This window comes from Tsukamurella sputi, assembly GCF_007858445.1.
GTDB classification, from domain to species: domain Bacteria; phylum Actinomycetota; class Actinomycetes; order Mycobacteriales; family Mycobacteriaceae; genus Tsukamurella; species Tsukamurella sputi.
This window is the reverse complement of record NZ_VIGV01000001.1, coordinates 39,330-53,751: the sequence shown is the minus strand read 5'-3', so window position 1 is coordinate 53,751 and position 14,422 is coordinate 39,330. Positions and strand designations below refer to the sequence as shown.

The following is a 14,422-nucleotide window of genomic DNA, read 5'->3' as shown; positions in this document are numbered from 1 at the left end:
TCACGGGTTGTAGGCGTTGCTCCCCGAGACGGCGTGGGTGTCGGAGATCAGCTTGGCGGCGCAGTGGTCGCGGTCGAAGTTCTGCGCCAGACACCAGGCGAGTGCCGGCGCCGCATCGTCCCAGCTCGTCCCGGCGTAGACCGCGATCCAGTACTGCCGGTTGTGATCGTAGACGGACCAGTCGGCGCTCGACAGCACTCGGACGTTGCCGAACCGCTGGTCGAAGTACGAGATCTCGCCGAGGATGTCGGCCTCGTACCAGGTCCTTCCGAGATCGGGCACCCCTGACCATTTCGACGAGAGCTGCGCCACCCAGCGGTTGTTGAGCGTCGCGAGGACCACGGGCCGATCCGCCGCGGCGCGGGCCTGCAGCGCTGCGAGGGGGTTCGGGGCGGCGGTGGTCGTCGTGGTCGGCGGCGCGTCCGTGCTGCTCTGCGCGGTCGCCGGTGCGGTCACGGTGGCCGTAGCAGTGGCGGTGGACGCTCCGGTCTGCGCGGCGGGGGCGGTCTTCCGGTCGGAGAGGGCGACGTACCCGAGCACGGCCGTCGCGCCCACGAGCAGGGCCGCCACCACCGACAGGATCGGGACCGCCCGACTCCTCCCCGGCGGCGGCGCTTGCTGGTAGGCGGGGGCCGGCGGATACGACGGCGCGGCGGGGTACGACGGTGCCGACGGGTACGAGCCCTGCGCCGGCGCGGGGTGCGAGGGCTGCGAGACGACGGTGGGGTGGGAATCCGCCGGGGGCTGCGGCTGCGAGATCACGGTGGGGTCCGACGGCTCGGCGAGCGGCCGGATCAGGGTCTGGTCGTACGCCGGGGAGGGCAACGGCACGTCGACGCTGTGGCCGCTGAGCGCCTCCCGCGCCGCGTGGGCCAACTCGCCGCAGCTGCTGAACCTGTCCGCCGGGTCCTTCGCCATGCCACGCGCCACCACGGTGTCCATCGCAGCCGGGACCGGTGCCTCGGCGCTCGGCCGGGGGATGGCGGCGGTGAGGTGCTGCTTGAGCATCGCGCCCAGGCTCTCGCCGCGGTACGGGGCGTGCCCGGTCAGCGCCTCGAACAGGACGCAGGTCAGCGAGTAGACGTCGCTCGCGACGGTGGCCGAGTCACCGTCGAACCGCTCGGGCGCCGCGTAGGCCTGCGAGCCCACGAACAGCCCGGCCGAGGTCATGCGGGACTGGGTGTCCGCGACCGCCAGTCCGAAGTCGAGCAGGTACGGGAACCCGGACTCGGTGAGTTCGATGTTGGCGGGTTTGACGTCCCGGTGCACGAGACCCTTCGCGTGCGCCGCGTCCAGCGCGCCCGCCACTTGCTCGACGACGGTGACCGCCCGCTCGGGCGGCAGCGGACCGTCGTGCAGGACCTCCGCGAGATTGCGCCCCTCGACCAGGCGCATGTCGATGAACAGCACGCCGTCGATCTCGCCGAAGTCGTGGATGGGGATGACGTGCGGGTCCGCGAGCCGCGCCACCGTCTGCGATTCGCGGGCGAAGCGCTCCCGGAACTGCGGATCCTCCGCGGCCGACGTGTGCAGCAGCTTCAGCGCGACGTCGCGGTCGCGCTGCGCGTCGTGCGCCAGGTACACCTCGCCCATCCCGCCGCGGCCGAGCAGACGCCCGATCTCGTACGGTCCCAGCGTGGAACCGCTGCGTGTGCCCTCCGTCATGAGCGTCCTCCCGCTGGGTGCTGCGCTGATCGTAGCGGGGTGGACCGACGGAAACGGCCATGATGAAGTAGTCTGCGGAAGACGACGGCGCCCGGGTGACATCCGAACGGATGTCACCCGGGCACCGGGGATCTCACGCGCTCAGAGAGTGCGCGCGATGATCTCCTTCATGATCTCGTTGGTGCCGGCGTAGATCATCTGGACGCGGTTGTCGACCCAGAAGCGCGCCGCCGGGTACTCGGCCATGTAGCCGTAGCCGCCGAACAGCTGCAGGCACTCGGACGCGACCTCCTGGGCGCGATCCGAGGTCCACCACTTCGCCATGGCGACGGTCGGGATGTCGAGCTCGCCCTTGACGTGCTTCTCGATGCAGTCGTCGACGAAGACCCGCGCGATGGTGGTCTCGGTCAGCGCCTCGGCGAGCTTGAACTTGGTGTTCTGGAATCCGAAGATGGGGCGGCCGAAGGCCTCGCGCTCCTTCGTGTAGCGCAAGGTCTCCTCGAAGATGACCTCCATGCCGGCGACGCAGGCCTGGCCGATGATGAGGCGCTCCTGCGGCAGCTGCTGCATGAGCTGGTAGAAGCCCTGCCCCTCCTGCGTGCCCAGCAGGTTCTCGACCGGGACGTGGACGTCGTCGAAGAAGAGCTCCGAGGTGTCCTGGCCCTTCTGGCCGATCTTGTTGAGGATGTTGCCCTTGCGGAAGCCCTCGCGGTCGGCCTCGACCAGGATCAGCGAGATGCCGGAGGCGCCCTCGTCGGGGTTGGTCTTGCAGACCAGGACCACGATGTCGGCCTGCTGGCCGTTGGTGATGAAGGTCTTGCTGCCGTTGATGACGTACTCGTCGCCGGTCTTGATGGCGCGCGTCTTGACGTTCTGCAGGTCCGAGCCGGTGCCGGGCTCCGTCATCGCGATGGCGCCGACGGCCTCGCCGGAGGCCATCTTGGGCAGCCAGGTCTTCTTCTGCTCCTCGGTGCCGTAGGCGAGGATGTAGTGCGCGACGATGCCGTTGTGCAGCGAGACGCCCCAGCTGGTGTCGAAGGCCTGCGCCTGCGCGGCGATGAGCACCGACTCGTGGCGGAAGTCGCCGCCACCGCCGCCGTACTCCTCGGGGATCGACAGGCACAGCAGGCCCAGCTCGCCGGCCTTGTTCCACAGATCGCGATCGACGTGGTGCTGCTCGGCGAACTTCTCGATGTTGGGGGTGAGCTCCTTGGCCAGGAACTTGTCCGCGAGGTCGCGGAGGGCGTCGAGCTCCTCGTTCATCCAGCTCGAGCGGCGGCGTGCGGCCATGGGGTGACCACCTTTCTGCAGGGGTTCTGCGGGCTTGTTGAGCACCACTTAATCAGAACCGTCTCGACGAAAACAAGCACGCATGACTGATTACTCGTTAACGTGCTGGTCAGCGCCGACCATCGGCGCGGCATCGGCGTGCCCTCACTATCATCGGAATCGTGCAGACGATCGCGCGGACGGGTGGGGCCGTGCGTCGGGTTGCGCGGTACGAGGCGCGGGTGCTGCGGCGGATCATGATCGGGCTCGTCCTGAACCTCGTGTTGGCCGTGGCGTGGCTGGTCGTCGACCCGCTCGAGTACACGGACCGGTCCGAGGTCCCCGTGATCGTGGTGTACTTCGTGACCTTCATCCTCGCCGACTCGGTCACGACGAACATGCTGAGCGACCAGGTCGCGCCAGGATCCGTCGGTGCCGGAGACCGGGCCGCGCCGACCGGCTTCCGGGAGGGGCTGGCGGTCCTCGTCGCGCGGAACCTCACCCTGCTCCTCGCGCTGGGCGGCCCGGTCTTCCTGGTGACCGCGGTGCTGGTCCCGATCAGCGGGCACGCGGGTGCGACACCGGCGGCGATCGCCTCCGAGATCCTGCAGATCTGCGTGTGGCTCGGGCTCAGCTCGATCGTCGCCGCGCTCTTCCCCGTCGTCATCGCGAGCCCGTTGACATGGTGGCGGGAGCGGCGTGACCTCCGTGCCACGGCCTGGAGGCTGTTCTCGGTCGCGGTGCCCTACATGCTGCTCTGGGTGCTCGTTCCGGCGCAGGGGCGGCGCAGCCACCTGCCGGGCGTCGGGTCGGTGCACCGGCGGGCGCCCGGAGTACAGCCCTTCGCGCACGTGCACCAGGCCGTCGGGGCGGTCGCGACGGGCGTGGTCGTCTGGGCCGTGTGCATGGTGATCGGCGCCGCGGTGGTGAACCGGCGTCAATGGCGCCCGCGGGCCTGACAGGTCTTCTGAGCTGCGAGGACAGATTGTCGGAACCGAACGCCCCGCCGGTGCGTCTACCAACAACGATCGGGGGACGAAGTTGGAGACGACACCGCAGTTCTGGTCGGACGCCGCGGGGGCGGAGAAGACGTTCGAGCAGGCACACGAGGTCCGTGAGCGATTGGCCCGAGTATCGGGCACGGGGACGGCCGCACGTGGGGACGTGCGGGTCACCGTCGGAATGGGGGGACGGCTCACGGGGGTGGTGATCGCAGGACGCGCTGAGGAGCTCTCGGGGGAGGCTCTGAGCGCGGAGATCATGACGGCGGCCTCCCTGGCCGACAAGGCCGCGGCCAGGGAGGTCCACTCGATCGCCACCGAGTTCTATCCGGATCTGGACTTCTGGGAGCAGTACACCGGGGGAGGCGCACCGTGATCGACGATCTGAGTCTGGATCCGGTCGCGATGGAGGCGCACGCGGCGAGGCTCGATCGCATCGCGAGCCGTGTGAATGCGGTGGCGAGCGCGGCGTCGCTGCGCGTGGGGGACGGCGACTACGGTGCGGCGTTCGGGTGGTTCGCGTCGGTCGTCAACGACATGCTGGCCGCGACCGAGGAATCGATCAAGACGCACAGCACGGACATCGCGAAGAACGTGTCCGGGTGTCGTAAGACGATCGACGCGTACCAGGTGACGGACGGTGCGGGTGCGACCGGCGTGAACCGGGCGGGCGGCGCATGAGCGGCGACGGTCCGCTCTCGATGATCGGAAGCGCGGTCGCCGGCGTCCCGATCGCCGAGCAGGGGGGGACCTCGTTACCGCGGCCGCGGACGCCCTCGACGGTGAAGCGAGCGGGGGCAGCGTCCTCGCCGCGATCGTGGGAGGCGCCTCGGAAGTCGCCGCGGTCGTGGAGGACCCGATCGGCTACTTCGCCGCGTCGGGCGTCGGATGGGTGATCGAGCACGTCCCTTTCCTGAAGGACGCCCTGGATGCGGTCTCGGGGAATCCGGAAGAGATCGAGCGAGTCGGCGAGGAATGGAAGTCGAAGGTCGGCGAGGCGCTCGTCTCCGTCGGTGAGGACGTGCGCAGCGCCGCCTCCGTCACCACCGACAGCTGGGAGTCGAGTGCGGGCGACGCGTACCGCAAGGCCACGGAGTCGCTCTCCACGATCAGCGACGCCCTGAGCGCGGCCGCGGCGAAGAGCGCGGGCGGGCTCGCCGCGGCGGGGTCCTTCGTTCTGGAGGTGCGCAACACGATCCGCGACGAATTGTCCAAGCTCTGCGTCTGGGTCGTCGCCACGGTGGCCGCGGGCGCGGCGGCGTCGGTGCCCACGGCGGGCGCGTCGGTCGTCACCGCGACGAACACCGTCCTGTACCGCGCGGCGATGACGGCGCAGAAGTTCTCGCGGCTTCTCCAGAAACTGGGCGCCAAGCTCAAGACCGTCGCGACCAAGATGTCCGACCTCACGTCCGCGACACGGTCGCTGCGCGCGGCGACGAACGGCGTGAATTGGCAGCCGGCCGTGAACGCGGCCACATCGATCGCCGGCGGATCGCCGGTCACGACATCCGCGCGGGAGTGGGCGGTCACGGGAATCGGCAGTGGGCTGAAGATCGCCGGCGACGGCTGGGCCGCCGGTGCCGCGGCGACACCGACGTCGGCCTGATACGGCAGGATGGCGGGGTGGGCACCGCTGAAGCACGTGATCTGGTCATCCTCGACGTTCCCGCCGAGGCGCGGGACGCGCATGCGCGGCTCCTCGGCACGGAAGCCGCGGCGCGGTACACCGCGGGCGGGATCGATGTGGCCGTCGGCGCACCGTCGTGGGCCGAGGGGCCGGGGCTGCTCGTGGCCGCGGACGACGCCGCCGCGGCGGCGACGCTCGTCGAACGACGCGGCCTGCCCCTTACCGCGGTCGAGGCCGGGTTCGTCGGTGCGGCGGCCGGACTCGCGCTGGGATTCGCCGCACCGGCGGAACCCGGTACCGAGCCCCGCGCGGAGATCACCGGCGTGGACCACGTGGTGCTGACCTCGCCGAACCGCGACCGGATCATCGCGACCCTCAGTGGCCGCCTCGACTTCGACCTCCGGCTGGACCGCGTGCAGTCCTGGGGCGTGCACCAGCTCTTCTTCCGGCGTGGCGATCTCCTCGTCGAGGTGATCCTGCAGGAGGGCGACGGTGTCGACCCCACCGGCCCGGACGCGCTGTGGGGTCTCGCCTGGCGCACGGTCGACGCGGATGCGACGCACGCCCGCCTGACCGACCACGGGATCACGATGGGCGACGTGCGGCGCGGCGCCAAGCCGGGTACCCGCGTCGCGACGGTCAAGGACCCCGCACTGGGGGTCCCGACGATCGTGATCGAGCAGCGATGACGCTCGTCGTGCGGCGACTCGTGCGCTCGGACTGGACCTGGATCGAGGAATGGTTCCGAGACGCCGAGCTGAACGCGGAACTCGGCCCCCTCGACCTGGAGTGGCTCGACCACGTGCTCAGCGAGCACGATGGCGTCGAGCTCGTGGTCGAGGAGTCGGGCAGCCCCGTGGCGTTGGTCGGGTGTGTCTGGGGCGATGACGAGAACGATCACGCCATCACCGATTTCGCCGTCGATCCCCGACGCCGCCGAACGGGCCTCGGTGCGAGCGCGCTGTCCGCGGTCCTGGCGTGGAAAGGGCACCCCGCCGCTCGCGACGGTGGCCGGTGGACGACCTACGTGATGGAGGACAATCGTCGCGCGCACGCCTTCTTCACCGCGCAGGGGTGGACGGATCGCGGCGTCGACGAGGGCATGCACGTCTTCGTCGCCCCGTCCCCTGACCGGGTGCGGTGAGCCCCGGACCGTTACGGCAGCTGCGAGGCGGCGGCACCATCGAGGTACCAGACGGTCTCCTGCGCGCCGTGCGCGCCGGCACAGGGCCAGTCCTCCGGCGAGGCGCCGCCGACGCCGGCCGCGACGGCCTCCGCCTTGTCGGCACCCGAGACGAGGAACCAGACCCGCCGCGCAGCGGCGACCGCCGGCAGCGTGAGCGTCAGACGCCGCGGCGGCGGCTTGGGGGAGTTCTGCACCGAGACCACGGTGGCGTCCAGCTCGCGGACCGCGTCGGTGTGCGGGAACAGCGAGTTGATGTGGCCCTCGCCGCCCATGCCCAGCAGGTGCACGTCGAACCGGGGCACGGTGCCCACGCCGGCCGTCACCGCATTGCCGCGGGCGGCGGCGTTGTCCGCGAGGCGCTTCGCGTAGACCCGGGCCGCCAGCTCGCCATCGCCGCTGAACTCGTCGGAGGCGGGGTAGCGGTAGACGTTCGCGTCGGGGATCGGCACGTGGGAGAGCAGGGCGTCCTCCGCCTGCAGCACGTTGCGGTCGGGGTCGTCGCCGGCGACGAACCGCTCGTCGCCGAAGAAGACGTCGACCCGCGACCAGTCGATCACCTTCTCGCGCAGGGCCGCCGACAGTGCGTTGCCGTTGGTGCCGCCGGTCAGGACGATCGAGGCGAAGCCCCGTTCCGCCTGCGCCTGCTCGATGACCGCGACCACGTCGTCCGCGGCCGCCGCGACCAGGGCAGCGGCATCGTCGAACCGGCGGACGGTCGGATTGGGTGCGGTCATCAGGGCATCTCCGATCGGTCCACGTCGGACACGCCGCCCAACGCCGTGTAGTAGATGTCGTCGTCGTCGAGCCGGCGCAGTTCCTCCGCCAGGCAGTCGGCCACGTCCCGTCGGCGGATCGCCACGCGGCCGTCGGGCTGGCCCGGCCGCACCAGGACGGCCGTCGAGTTCTGGTCGAACTCCAGGCGCAGCGGCCCGCTCGCGCGATCGAGCTGCACCTCGAAGCTGCCGGCGCGGCGCCGCACGGGCACGTCGAGCTGCGCGCGCAGCCAGCCGGCGAGCAGGTCGATGCCGGGACTGTTCGACGGTCCCGTCACCACCGCGGAGGTGATCGCCTCGAACGGCGGCTGGTCGAGCGCGGACGCCAGGAGCGCCCGCCACGGGGTGATCCGCGACCACGCGAGATCCGAATCACCCGGTGCGAAACCGTCGCGGCGACGTGCCAGCACCGACACCGAATCGTCGGTGGCGGTCGCGTCGGTGATCCGTCGGGACGCCAGTGCGCCCACCTTGTCGGCGGACGGCACCGCGGGCGCCGCGCCGGGCCACCAGGCGACGACCGGGGTGTCCGGCAGCAGGAAGGGCACGATCACCGAGGCGCCGTGATCGGCCAGCTCGCCGAACAGGCGCAACACGACGACCTCGGACGCGCCCGCATCGCCGCCCACGCGGATCTGCGCGTCGAGGCGGGTACGCTCGGCGCGAGGACCGCGCGCCACCACGATCACGCGGCACGGGTGCTCGCGCGACGCGGCGTTGGTCGCCTCGATCGCGCTCTCGGTGGGCTCGCCCTCCTCGGCCGAGATGATGAGGGTCAGGACGCGGCCCAGGGTGACGGCGCCGCCCGACTCGCGCAGGCGGACCAGTTGCTTCGAGACGTCCTGCGTGGAGGTGTCCGGCAGATCGAGAATCATGGTCGGCGCCACGTCCTTCCGGTCCGTTCCAGCATCGCGTCGGCCGATGCCGGACCCCACGACCCGGACTCGTACTCCTCGGGCCTGCCGCCCTCGGCCCACAGGGCGAGCACGGGGTCGAGGATCTTCCAGGACAGCTCGACCTCGGCGTTCACGGGGAACAGTGAGGGCTCGCCGAGCAGCACGTCGAGGATCAGCCGCTCGTACGCCTCGGGTGAGCTCACCGTGAAGGCCTCGCCGTAGCTGAAGTCCATGTTGACGTCGCGGACCTCCATGGAGCTGCCCGGCACCTTGGAGCCGAACCGGAGCGTCACGCCCTCGTCGGGCTGCACCCGGATGACCAGCGCGTTCTGGCCCAGTTCCTCGGTCATGGTGTCGTCGAAGGGCAGGTGCGGGGCGCGCTTGAACATCAGCGCGATCTCCGTGACGCGCCGGCCGAGCCGCTTGCCGGTGCGCAGGTAGAAGGGCACGCCGGCCCACCGCCGCGAGGCGATCTCGACGGTGATCGCGGCGTAGGTCTCCGTCGTGGAGGTCTCGCTGAAGCCCTCCTCCTGGAGCAGGCCCACGACTTTCTCGCTGCCCTGCCAGCCCGGACCGTACTGGCCGCGCGCCGAGGTCTCGGCGAGCGGCTCGACGGGGGAGGTCGCCGAGAGCACCTTGATCTTCTCGGCCTGCAGCTCCGCCGGATGGAAGCTCGTCGGCTCCTCCATCGCGATCAGCGCCATGAGCTGGAGCAGGTGGTTCTGGATCACGTCGCGGGCGGCACCGATGCCGTCGTAGTAGCCGGCGCGGCCGCCGAGGCCGATGTCCTCGGCCATCGTGATCTGCACGCTGTCCACGTAGTGGCTGTTCCACGTCGGCTCGAAGAGCTGGTTCGCGAAGCGCAGCGCGAGGATGTTCTGCACCGTCTCCTTGCCGAGGTAGTGGTCGATCCGGAAGACCGACTGCTCGGGGAAGACGTCGTTCACGACGGCGTTGAGCTTCTGCGCCGACTCGAGATCGTGCCCGAAGGGCTTCTCGATCACCACGCGCCGCCAGCCCTGGGACTGGTCCGCGAGGCCCGAGCGCTTGAGCTGCTCGCACACCGTCGGGAAGGCGTCCGGCGGGATCGACAGGTAGAAGGCGGTGTTCCCGCCCGTCCCGCGAGCGCGATCGAGCTCCTCGAGCGCGGCGGAGAGCCGATCGAAGGAGTCGTCGTCGTCGAAGGCGCCCTGCACGAACCGGATGCCCTCCGCGAGGCGCGCCCAGACGTCCTCACGGAACTCGGTGCGCGAGTGCGCCTTCGCAGCCTCTCGCACCGTCGCCGCGAAGTCCTCATCGGTCCACGGACGACGGCCGAAGCCCACCAGCGAGAAGCCGGGCGGGAGCAGCCCGCGGTTGGCCAGGTCGTACACGGCGGGCATCAGCTTGCGCCGCGAGAGGTCGCCGGTGACGCCGAAGATCACCAGGGACGAGGGCCCCGCGATCCTCGGAAGCCGACGATCGCGGGGATCCCTGAGCGGGTTCGTCCAGGTCACCGGGAGTTAGGCCTCGGCCGCGAGCTGCTCGGCCGTCGCGTCGAGCAGCTTCTGCCAGGCCTGCTCGAACTTCTCCACACCCTCGGTCTCGAGCAGCTCGAAGACCTGGGCGAGGTCGACGCCCACGCCCTGCAGGTCACCGAAGACCTGCGCCGAGTCCTCGGCGCGGCCGAGGATCGTGCCGTCGACGACCTCGCCGTGGTCGGCGAACGCCTCCATGGTGGCGCCCGGCATCGTGTTGACCGTGTTCGGCGCGATGAGGCCGGCGACGTACAGAGTGTCCGGGTAGTCGGGGTTCTTCACGCCCGTCGACGCCCACAGCGGCCGCTGGACGTTGGCGCCCTCGATCGCGGCGAAGCGGGCGGCGCCGAAGATCTCCTCGTAGGCCGCGTAGGCCAGGCGCGCGTTCGCCAGGCCCGCCTTGCCCCGCAGCGCGAGCGCCGCGTCGGTGCCGATGGCCTCGAGCCGCTTGTCGATCTCGGTGTCCACGCGGGAGACGAAGAACGACGCCACCGAGTAGATGTCCGCCACGTTCTTCCCGGCCGCGACCGCCGCCTCGATGCCCTCGAGGTAGGCGTCCATGACCTGCCGGTGCCGCTCGACCGAGAAGATCAGCGTCACGTTCACCGAGATGCCCTCGGCGATGACGCGGGTGATCGCGGGGAGGCCCGCCAGGGTCGCGGGGATCTTTATCAGCACGTTCGGGCGGTCGACGATGCGGTGCAGCTCGATCGCCTGGGCGACAGTGCCGTCCGTGTCGTGCGCGAGGCGGGGATCGACCTCGATCGAGACGCGTCCGTCGACGCCGCCCGTCTTCTCGAAGACGGGGGCGAGCACGTCGCACGCCGCGCGTACGTCGTCGGTGGTGACGGTGCGGATCGTCTCATCCACGTCGGCGCCGCGGGCCTTGAGCTCGGCCACCTGGGGCGCGTACTCGGTGCCCTTGGACAGGGCGGCCTGGAAGATCGCCGGATTGGTGGTGACGCCGGTGACGGAATCGGTCTCGGTGAGCTCCTTGAGCCTGCCGGACGCGATCAGGCCGCGCGACAGATCGTCGAGCCAGACGGAGACGCCGGCTTCGTACAGGGCTGCGAGATTCGGGTTCTGAGCCATGGTGTGGTTATCCCTTCAGGTTGGCGAGGGACTGTTCGGCCTTCTGGGCCACGTTCTCGCCGGTGAATCCGTACTTGGCGAACAGGACCTTGTCGGAGGCGGACTCGCCGAAGTGCTCGAGCGAGACGACCTCGCCGAAGCCGCCGACGATGCGCCACCACGACTGGGCGATGCCCGCCTCGACCGCGACGCGCGCCTTCACGGAGGGCGGCAGCACGCTGTCCTGGTACGCCTGGTCCTGGGCGTGGAACCACTCGACCGAGGGCATGGAGACGACGCGCGCCTTGATGCCCTTCGCGGCGAGGAGTCCCGCGGCCTGCACCGCGAGCTGGACCTCCGAGCCGGTGCCGATGAGGAGCACGTCGGGGGAGCCACCGTCGGCCTCCTGCAGGACGTAACCGCCGCGGGCGACGCCCTCCGACGACGTGCCCTCGAGGATCGGCACGCCCTGGCGGGTGAGGATCAGGCCGGTGGGGCCGTTGCCGCCCGTGCGCTCGAGCGTCGCCTTCCACGCCGCCACGGTCTCGTTGGCGTCCGCGGGGCGCACGACGTTGAGGCCGGGGATGGCGCGCAGCGCCGCGAGGTGCTCGACGGGCTGGTGCGTGGGGCCGTCCTCGCCGAGCCCGATCGAGTCGTGCGTCCAGACGTAGATCGGGTCGATGTCCATAAGGGCCGCGAGGCGGACGGCGGGGCGCATGTAGTCCGCGAACTGCAGGAACGTGCCCGCGTAGGGGCGGGTCTTGCCGTGCAGCACGATGCCGTTGAGGATCGAGCCCATGGCGTGCTCGCGGATGCCGAAGTGCAGCGTCCGGCCGTAGGGCTGCGCGTTCCAGTCGTCGGTCGAGATCGACGTCGGGCCGAAGGAGTCCGCGCCCTTGATCGTGGTGTTGTTCGAGCCGGCGAGGTCGGCGGAGCCGCCCCACAGCTCGGGCAGCGTCTGGCCGGCAGCCGCGAGGAAGGCGCCCGACGCGGCGCGGGTCGCGATCGCCTTGTCCTCGACGCTCCAGGTGGGCAGTTCGGCGTCCCAGCCCGCGGGCAGCGCCCCGGCCTCGAGCCGGTCCAGCAGCGCCTTGCGCTCGGGGTTCGCGGCGGCCCAGGCGTCGAAGCGCGCGTTCCAGGCCTCGTGCTCGGCGCCGCCGCGCTTGATCAGCTCACGCGAGTGGGCGATCACCTCGGGAGCCACGTCGAAGTCCTTCGCGGGGTCGAAGCCCAGGATCTCCTTGACGGCGGCGACCTCGTCGGCGCCCAGAGCGGAGCCGTGTACGCCGCCCGTGTTCATCTTGTTCGGGGCGGGGAAGCCGATGACGGTGCGCAGGATGATGATCGACGGCTTGTCGGTCACGGCCTTGGCCGCCGCGACGGCCTCCTCGATCCCGGTGACGTTCTCGCCGCCCTCGACGTACTGCACGTGCCAGCCGTAGGCCTCGTAGCGCTTGGCCACGTCCTCGGACAGCGCGATGTCGGTGTTGTGCTCGATCGAGATCTTGTTGTCGTCGTAGAAGACGACGAGGTTGCCCAGCTGCTGCGTCCCGGCGAGCGAGCTCGCCTCGGACGTGACGCCCTCCTCGATGTCGCCGTCGGAGGCGATGACGTAGACGAAGTGGTCGAACGGACTCGTGCCCGGTGCGGCCTCGGGATCGAACAGGCCGCGCTCGTAGCGCGAGGCCATCGCCATGCCCACGGCCGACGCGAGGCCCTGGCCCAGCGGGCCGGTGGTGATCTCGACGCCCTTGGTGTGGCCGTACTCCGGATGGCCCGGGGTCAGCGAGCCCTCGGTGCGCAGGGCCTCGATGTCCTTGAGCTCCAGGCCGAAGCCGCCCAAGTACAGCTGCAGGTACAGGGTGAGGCTGGAGTGACCGCAGGACAGCACGAAACGGTCGCGGCCGATCCAGTGCGTGTCCGACGGGTCGTGGACCATGACCTTCTGGAACAGCGTGTAGGCCAGGGGAGCGAGGCTCATGGCGGTGCCGGGGTGGCCGTTGCCGACCTTCTGCACCGCGTCGGCCGCCAGCACCCGGGCGGTGTCCACCGCGCGCGTGTCGAGATCGGTCCAGTCTGCGGGATGGTGCGGCGTGGTGAGGGCGTGGATCTCGGCGGTGCTGGTCACGGCTGGCGGACTCTCCTGGTCGTGGGGGCGTGCGTGCTCAAGTGTGAACCCTACTCGGCGCCGATGCACGGTCTGCGGAAACTACCGGGTAGGTCTCCGGGCGGGCGGCGCGCAGATTCGCGGTGACGAACCCGATTCGGCGACGCGGAGCCGGAGGACTACCATGGGTCGTAGTAGAAGGGGTCGGCGCCGGTCGCGGACCCGCGGCGGGGCGCGAGTCCCGGCGCCCGCGGTCGGTCAGCCCCGGCCGCGGAGAAGATGAGTCCGGCTGCGCCCGGACCCGTGAAGAAGAGAGTGCGGCACAGATGGTTTTCAAGGGCGGGCACGGGACGAACACCCCAGACGCTCGCTCGGCAGCCGCACCGGTGCCCGCCACGTTCGCGGGTCGCGTGCTGCAGACCGTGCTCGCGTACATCGCTCTCACCAAGCCCAAGGTGATCGAGCTGCTGCTCGTCGCGACCATTCCTGTGATGCTGCTCGCGGACCGCGGTCACGTGAACCTCCCGCTCATCCTGTCGACGCTGTTCGGCGGCTGGCTGGGGGCCGCATCGGCGAACACGCTGAACATGGTCGCGGACGCCGACATCGACCAGAAGATGAAGCGCACCGAGCGGCGCCCGCTCGCGCGGCACGCGGTGCCCGTCCGGCACGCCCTGATTTTCGGCATCGTCCTGGCCGTGGCGTCCTTCGCCTGGCTGTGGTGGCGCGCCAACCTGCTGTCCGCGGTGCTGGTGCTGGTCACGATCGCGTTCTACCTGTTCGTCTACACGATGCTGCTCAAGCGCCGCACCTCGCAGAACGTCGTGTGGGGCGGCGCGGCGGGGTGCATGCCCACGCTCGTCGGCTGGGCGGCCGCCACGGGCACCGTCGAGTGGCCGGCGATCGTGCTGTTCCTCGTGATCTTCTTCTGGACTCCTCCGCACACGTGGGCGCTCGCGATGCGCTACAAGGAGGACTACAAGGCCGCCGGCGTGCCGATGCTGCCCGTCGTCGCGCCCGAGACCGTCGTCGCGCGACAGATGGTCTGGTACACCTGGGCCACCGTGATCACCACGCTGGTGCTGATCCCGGCCGCGGGCCTGGTCTACGCCATCGCCGCTGTGCTGTGCGGCGGCTGGTTCCTCTACGCGGTGCACAAGCTGTACACGCAGACCAAGGCCGGCCAGGAGATCAAGCCGCTGAAGGTCTTCCTGCAGTCGAACAACTACCTGGCGCTGCTGTTCTGCGCGCTGTCGGTGGACTCGATCCTCAACTACAGCACCGTCTGGCAGCTGCTCGGACACTAGCCT

At 70.4% G+C, this 14,422-nt stretch carries 14 protein-coding genes; 7 read left to right on the top strand and 7 right to left on the bottom strand.

Annotated elements, in window-relative coordinates; genetic code table 11:
* A complete protein-coding gene (locus FK268_RS00285) occupies positions 1 to 1,665 on the bottom strand; it encodes a serine/threonine-protein kinase (protein ID WP_158636003.1) in 1,665 nt (554 codons plus the stop codon).
* 141 nt (positions 1,666 to 1,806) lie between these two features.
* Positions 1,807 to 2,955, bottom strand: a complete 1,149-nt coding sequence (locus tag FK268_RS00280; RefSeq protein WP_146430073.1) for an acyl-CoA dehydrogenase family protein — start codon at positions 2,953 to 2,955, stop codon at positions 1,807 to 1,809.
* 161 nt (positions 2,956 to 3,116) lie between these two features.
* Between FK268_RS00280 and FK268_RS00275 the strand changes: the two genes are divergently transcribed.
* The 6 genes from FK268_RS00275 (at position 3,117) to FK268_RS00250 (ending at position 6,706) form a co-directional block, all read left to right on the top strand.
* On the top strand, positions 3,117 to 3,893 hold the full coding sequence (locus FK268_RS00275) for a hypothetical protein (protein ID WP_146430071.1): 777 nt from the start codon (positions 3,117 to 3,119) through the stop codon (positions 3,891 to 3,893).
* 82 nt (positions 3,894 to 3,975) lie between these two features.
* The gene (locus FK268_RS00270; protein ID WP_158636002.1) at positions 3,976 to 4,311 is read left to right on the top strand and encodes a YbaB/EbfC family nucleoid-associated protein; all 336 of its coding nucleotides are present in this window, start codon (positions 3,976 to 3,978) and stop codon (positions 4,309 to 4,311) included.
* The gene (locus FK268_RS00265; RefSeq protein WP_146430067.1) at positions 4,308 to 4,616 is read left to right on the top strand and encodes a type VII secretion target; all 309 of its coding nucleotides are present in this window, start codon (positions 4,308 to 4,310) and stop codon (positions 4,614 to 4,616) included. Before FK268_RS00270 ends, FK268_RS00265 begins: the two co-directional genes overlap by 4 nt.
* A 136-nt stretch (positions 4,617 to 4,752) precedes the next feature.
* Positions 4,753 to 5,541, top strand: coding sequence for a WXG100-like domain-containing protein (locus FK268_RS00260; RefSeq protein WP_146430065.1), 789 nt, complete (start codon positions 4,753 to 4,755; stop codon positions 5,539 to 5,541).
* Between the two features lie 17 nt (positions 5,542 to 5,558).
* Positions 5,559 to 6,251, top strand: coding sequence for a VOC family protein (locus FK268_RS00255; RefSeq protein WP_146430063.1), 693 nt, complete (start codon positions 5,559 to 5,561; stop codon positions 6,249 to 6,251).
* Positions 6,248 to 6,706 (top strand): GNAT family N-acetyltransferase, encoded by a 459-nt coding sequence (locus FK268_RS00250; protein ID WP_231706853.1) that lies wholly within the window; start codon positions 6,248 to 6,250, stop codon positions 6,704 to 6,706. Before FK268_RS00255 ends, FK268_RS00250 begins: the two co-directional genes overlap by 4 nt.
* A gap of 11 nt (positions 6,707 to 6,717) precedes the next feature.
* On the opposite strand, the gene pgl is transcribed toward FK268_RS00250, so the two are convergent.
* From pgl to tkt, 5 genes are read right to left on the bottom strand one after another with little or no spacing between them, the layout of a single operon-like run.
* Entirely contained in the window at positions 6,718 to 7,482 is a 765-nt protein-coding gene (pgl, locus tag FK268_RS00245) for a 6-phosphogluconolactonase (protein WP_146430061.1), read from the bottom strand.
* Complete coding sequence (locus FK268_RS00240) at positions 7,482 to 8,396, bottom strand: glucose-6-phosphate dehydrogenase assembly protein OpcA (protein WP_146430060.1); 915 nt, start codon at positions 8,394 to 8,396, stop codon at positions 7,482 to 7,484. Before FK268_RS00240 ends, pgl begins: the two co-directional genes overlap by 1 nt.
* Positions 8,393 to 9,913, bottom strand: coding sequence for a glucose-6-phosphate dehydrogenase (gene zwf / locus FK268_RS00235; protein WP_146430058.1), 1,521 nt, complete (start codon positions 9,911 to 9,913; stop codon positions 8,393 to 8,395). The genes FK268_RS00240 and zwf overlap by 4 nt, the downstream gene beginning before the upstream one ends.
* Before the next feature lie 6 nt (positions 9,914 to 9,919).
* The gene (gene tal, locus FK268_RS00230; RefSeq protein WP_146430056.1) at positions 9,920 to 11,026 is read right to left on the bottom strand and encodes a transaldolase; all 1,107 of its coding nucleotides are present in this window, start codon (positions 11,024 to 11,026) and stop codon (positions 9,920 to 9,922) included.
* Between the two features lie 7 nt (positions 11,027 to 11,033).
* The gene (gene tkt, locus FK268_RS00225) at positions 11,034 to 13,133 is read right to left on the bottom strand and encodes a transketolase (RefSeq protein ID WP_146430054.1); all 2,100 of its coding nucleotides are present in this window, start codon (positions 13,131 to 13,133) and stop codon (positions 11,034 to 11,036) included.
* Between the two features lie 305 nt (positions 13,134 to 13,438).
* Here tkt and FK268_RS00220 point away from each other — a divergent pair, with 305 nt between their 5' ends.
* Entirely contained in the window at positions 13,439 to 14,419 is a 981-nt protein-coding gene (locus FK268_RS00220; protein ID WP_146430053.1) for a heme o synthase, read from the top strand.
* The last annotated feature ends 3 nt before the right edge of the window (positions 14,420 to 14,422 follow it).

Bases quoted from the DNA above. Each gene is read 5' to 3' on its own strand.
- FK268_RS00285 (WP_158636003.1), bottom strand. From the start codon at position 1,665: ATGACGGAGGGCACACGCAGCGGTTCCACGCTGGGACCGTACGAGATC.
- FK268_RS00280 (WP_146430073.1), bottom strand. From the start codon at position 2,955: ATGGCCGCACGCCGCCGCTCGAGCTGGATGAACGAGGAGCTCGACGCC.
- FK268_RS00250 (WP_231706853.1), top strand. From the start codon at position 6,248: ATGACGCTCGTCGTGCGGCGACTCGTGCGCTCGGACTGGACCTGGATC.
- pgl (WP_146430061.1), bottom strand. From the start codon at position 7,482: ATGACCGCACCCAATCCGACCGTCCGCCGGTTCGACGATGCCGCTGCC.
- FK268_RS00240 (WP_146430060.1), bottom strand. From the start codon at position 8,396: ATGATTCTCGATCTGCCGGACACCTCCACGCAGGACGTCTCGAAGCAA.
- tal (WP_146430056.1), bottom strand. From the start codon at position 11,026: ATGGCTCAGAACCCGAATCTCGCAGCCCTGTACGAAGCCGGCGTCTCC.
- FK268_RS00220 (WP_146430053.1), top strand. From the start codon at position 13,439: ATGGTTTTCAAGGGCGGGCACGGGACGAACACCCCAGACGCTCGCTCG.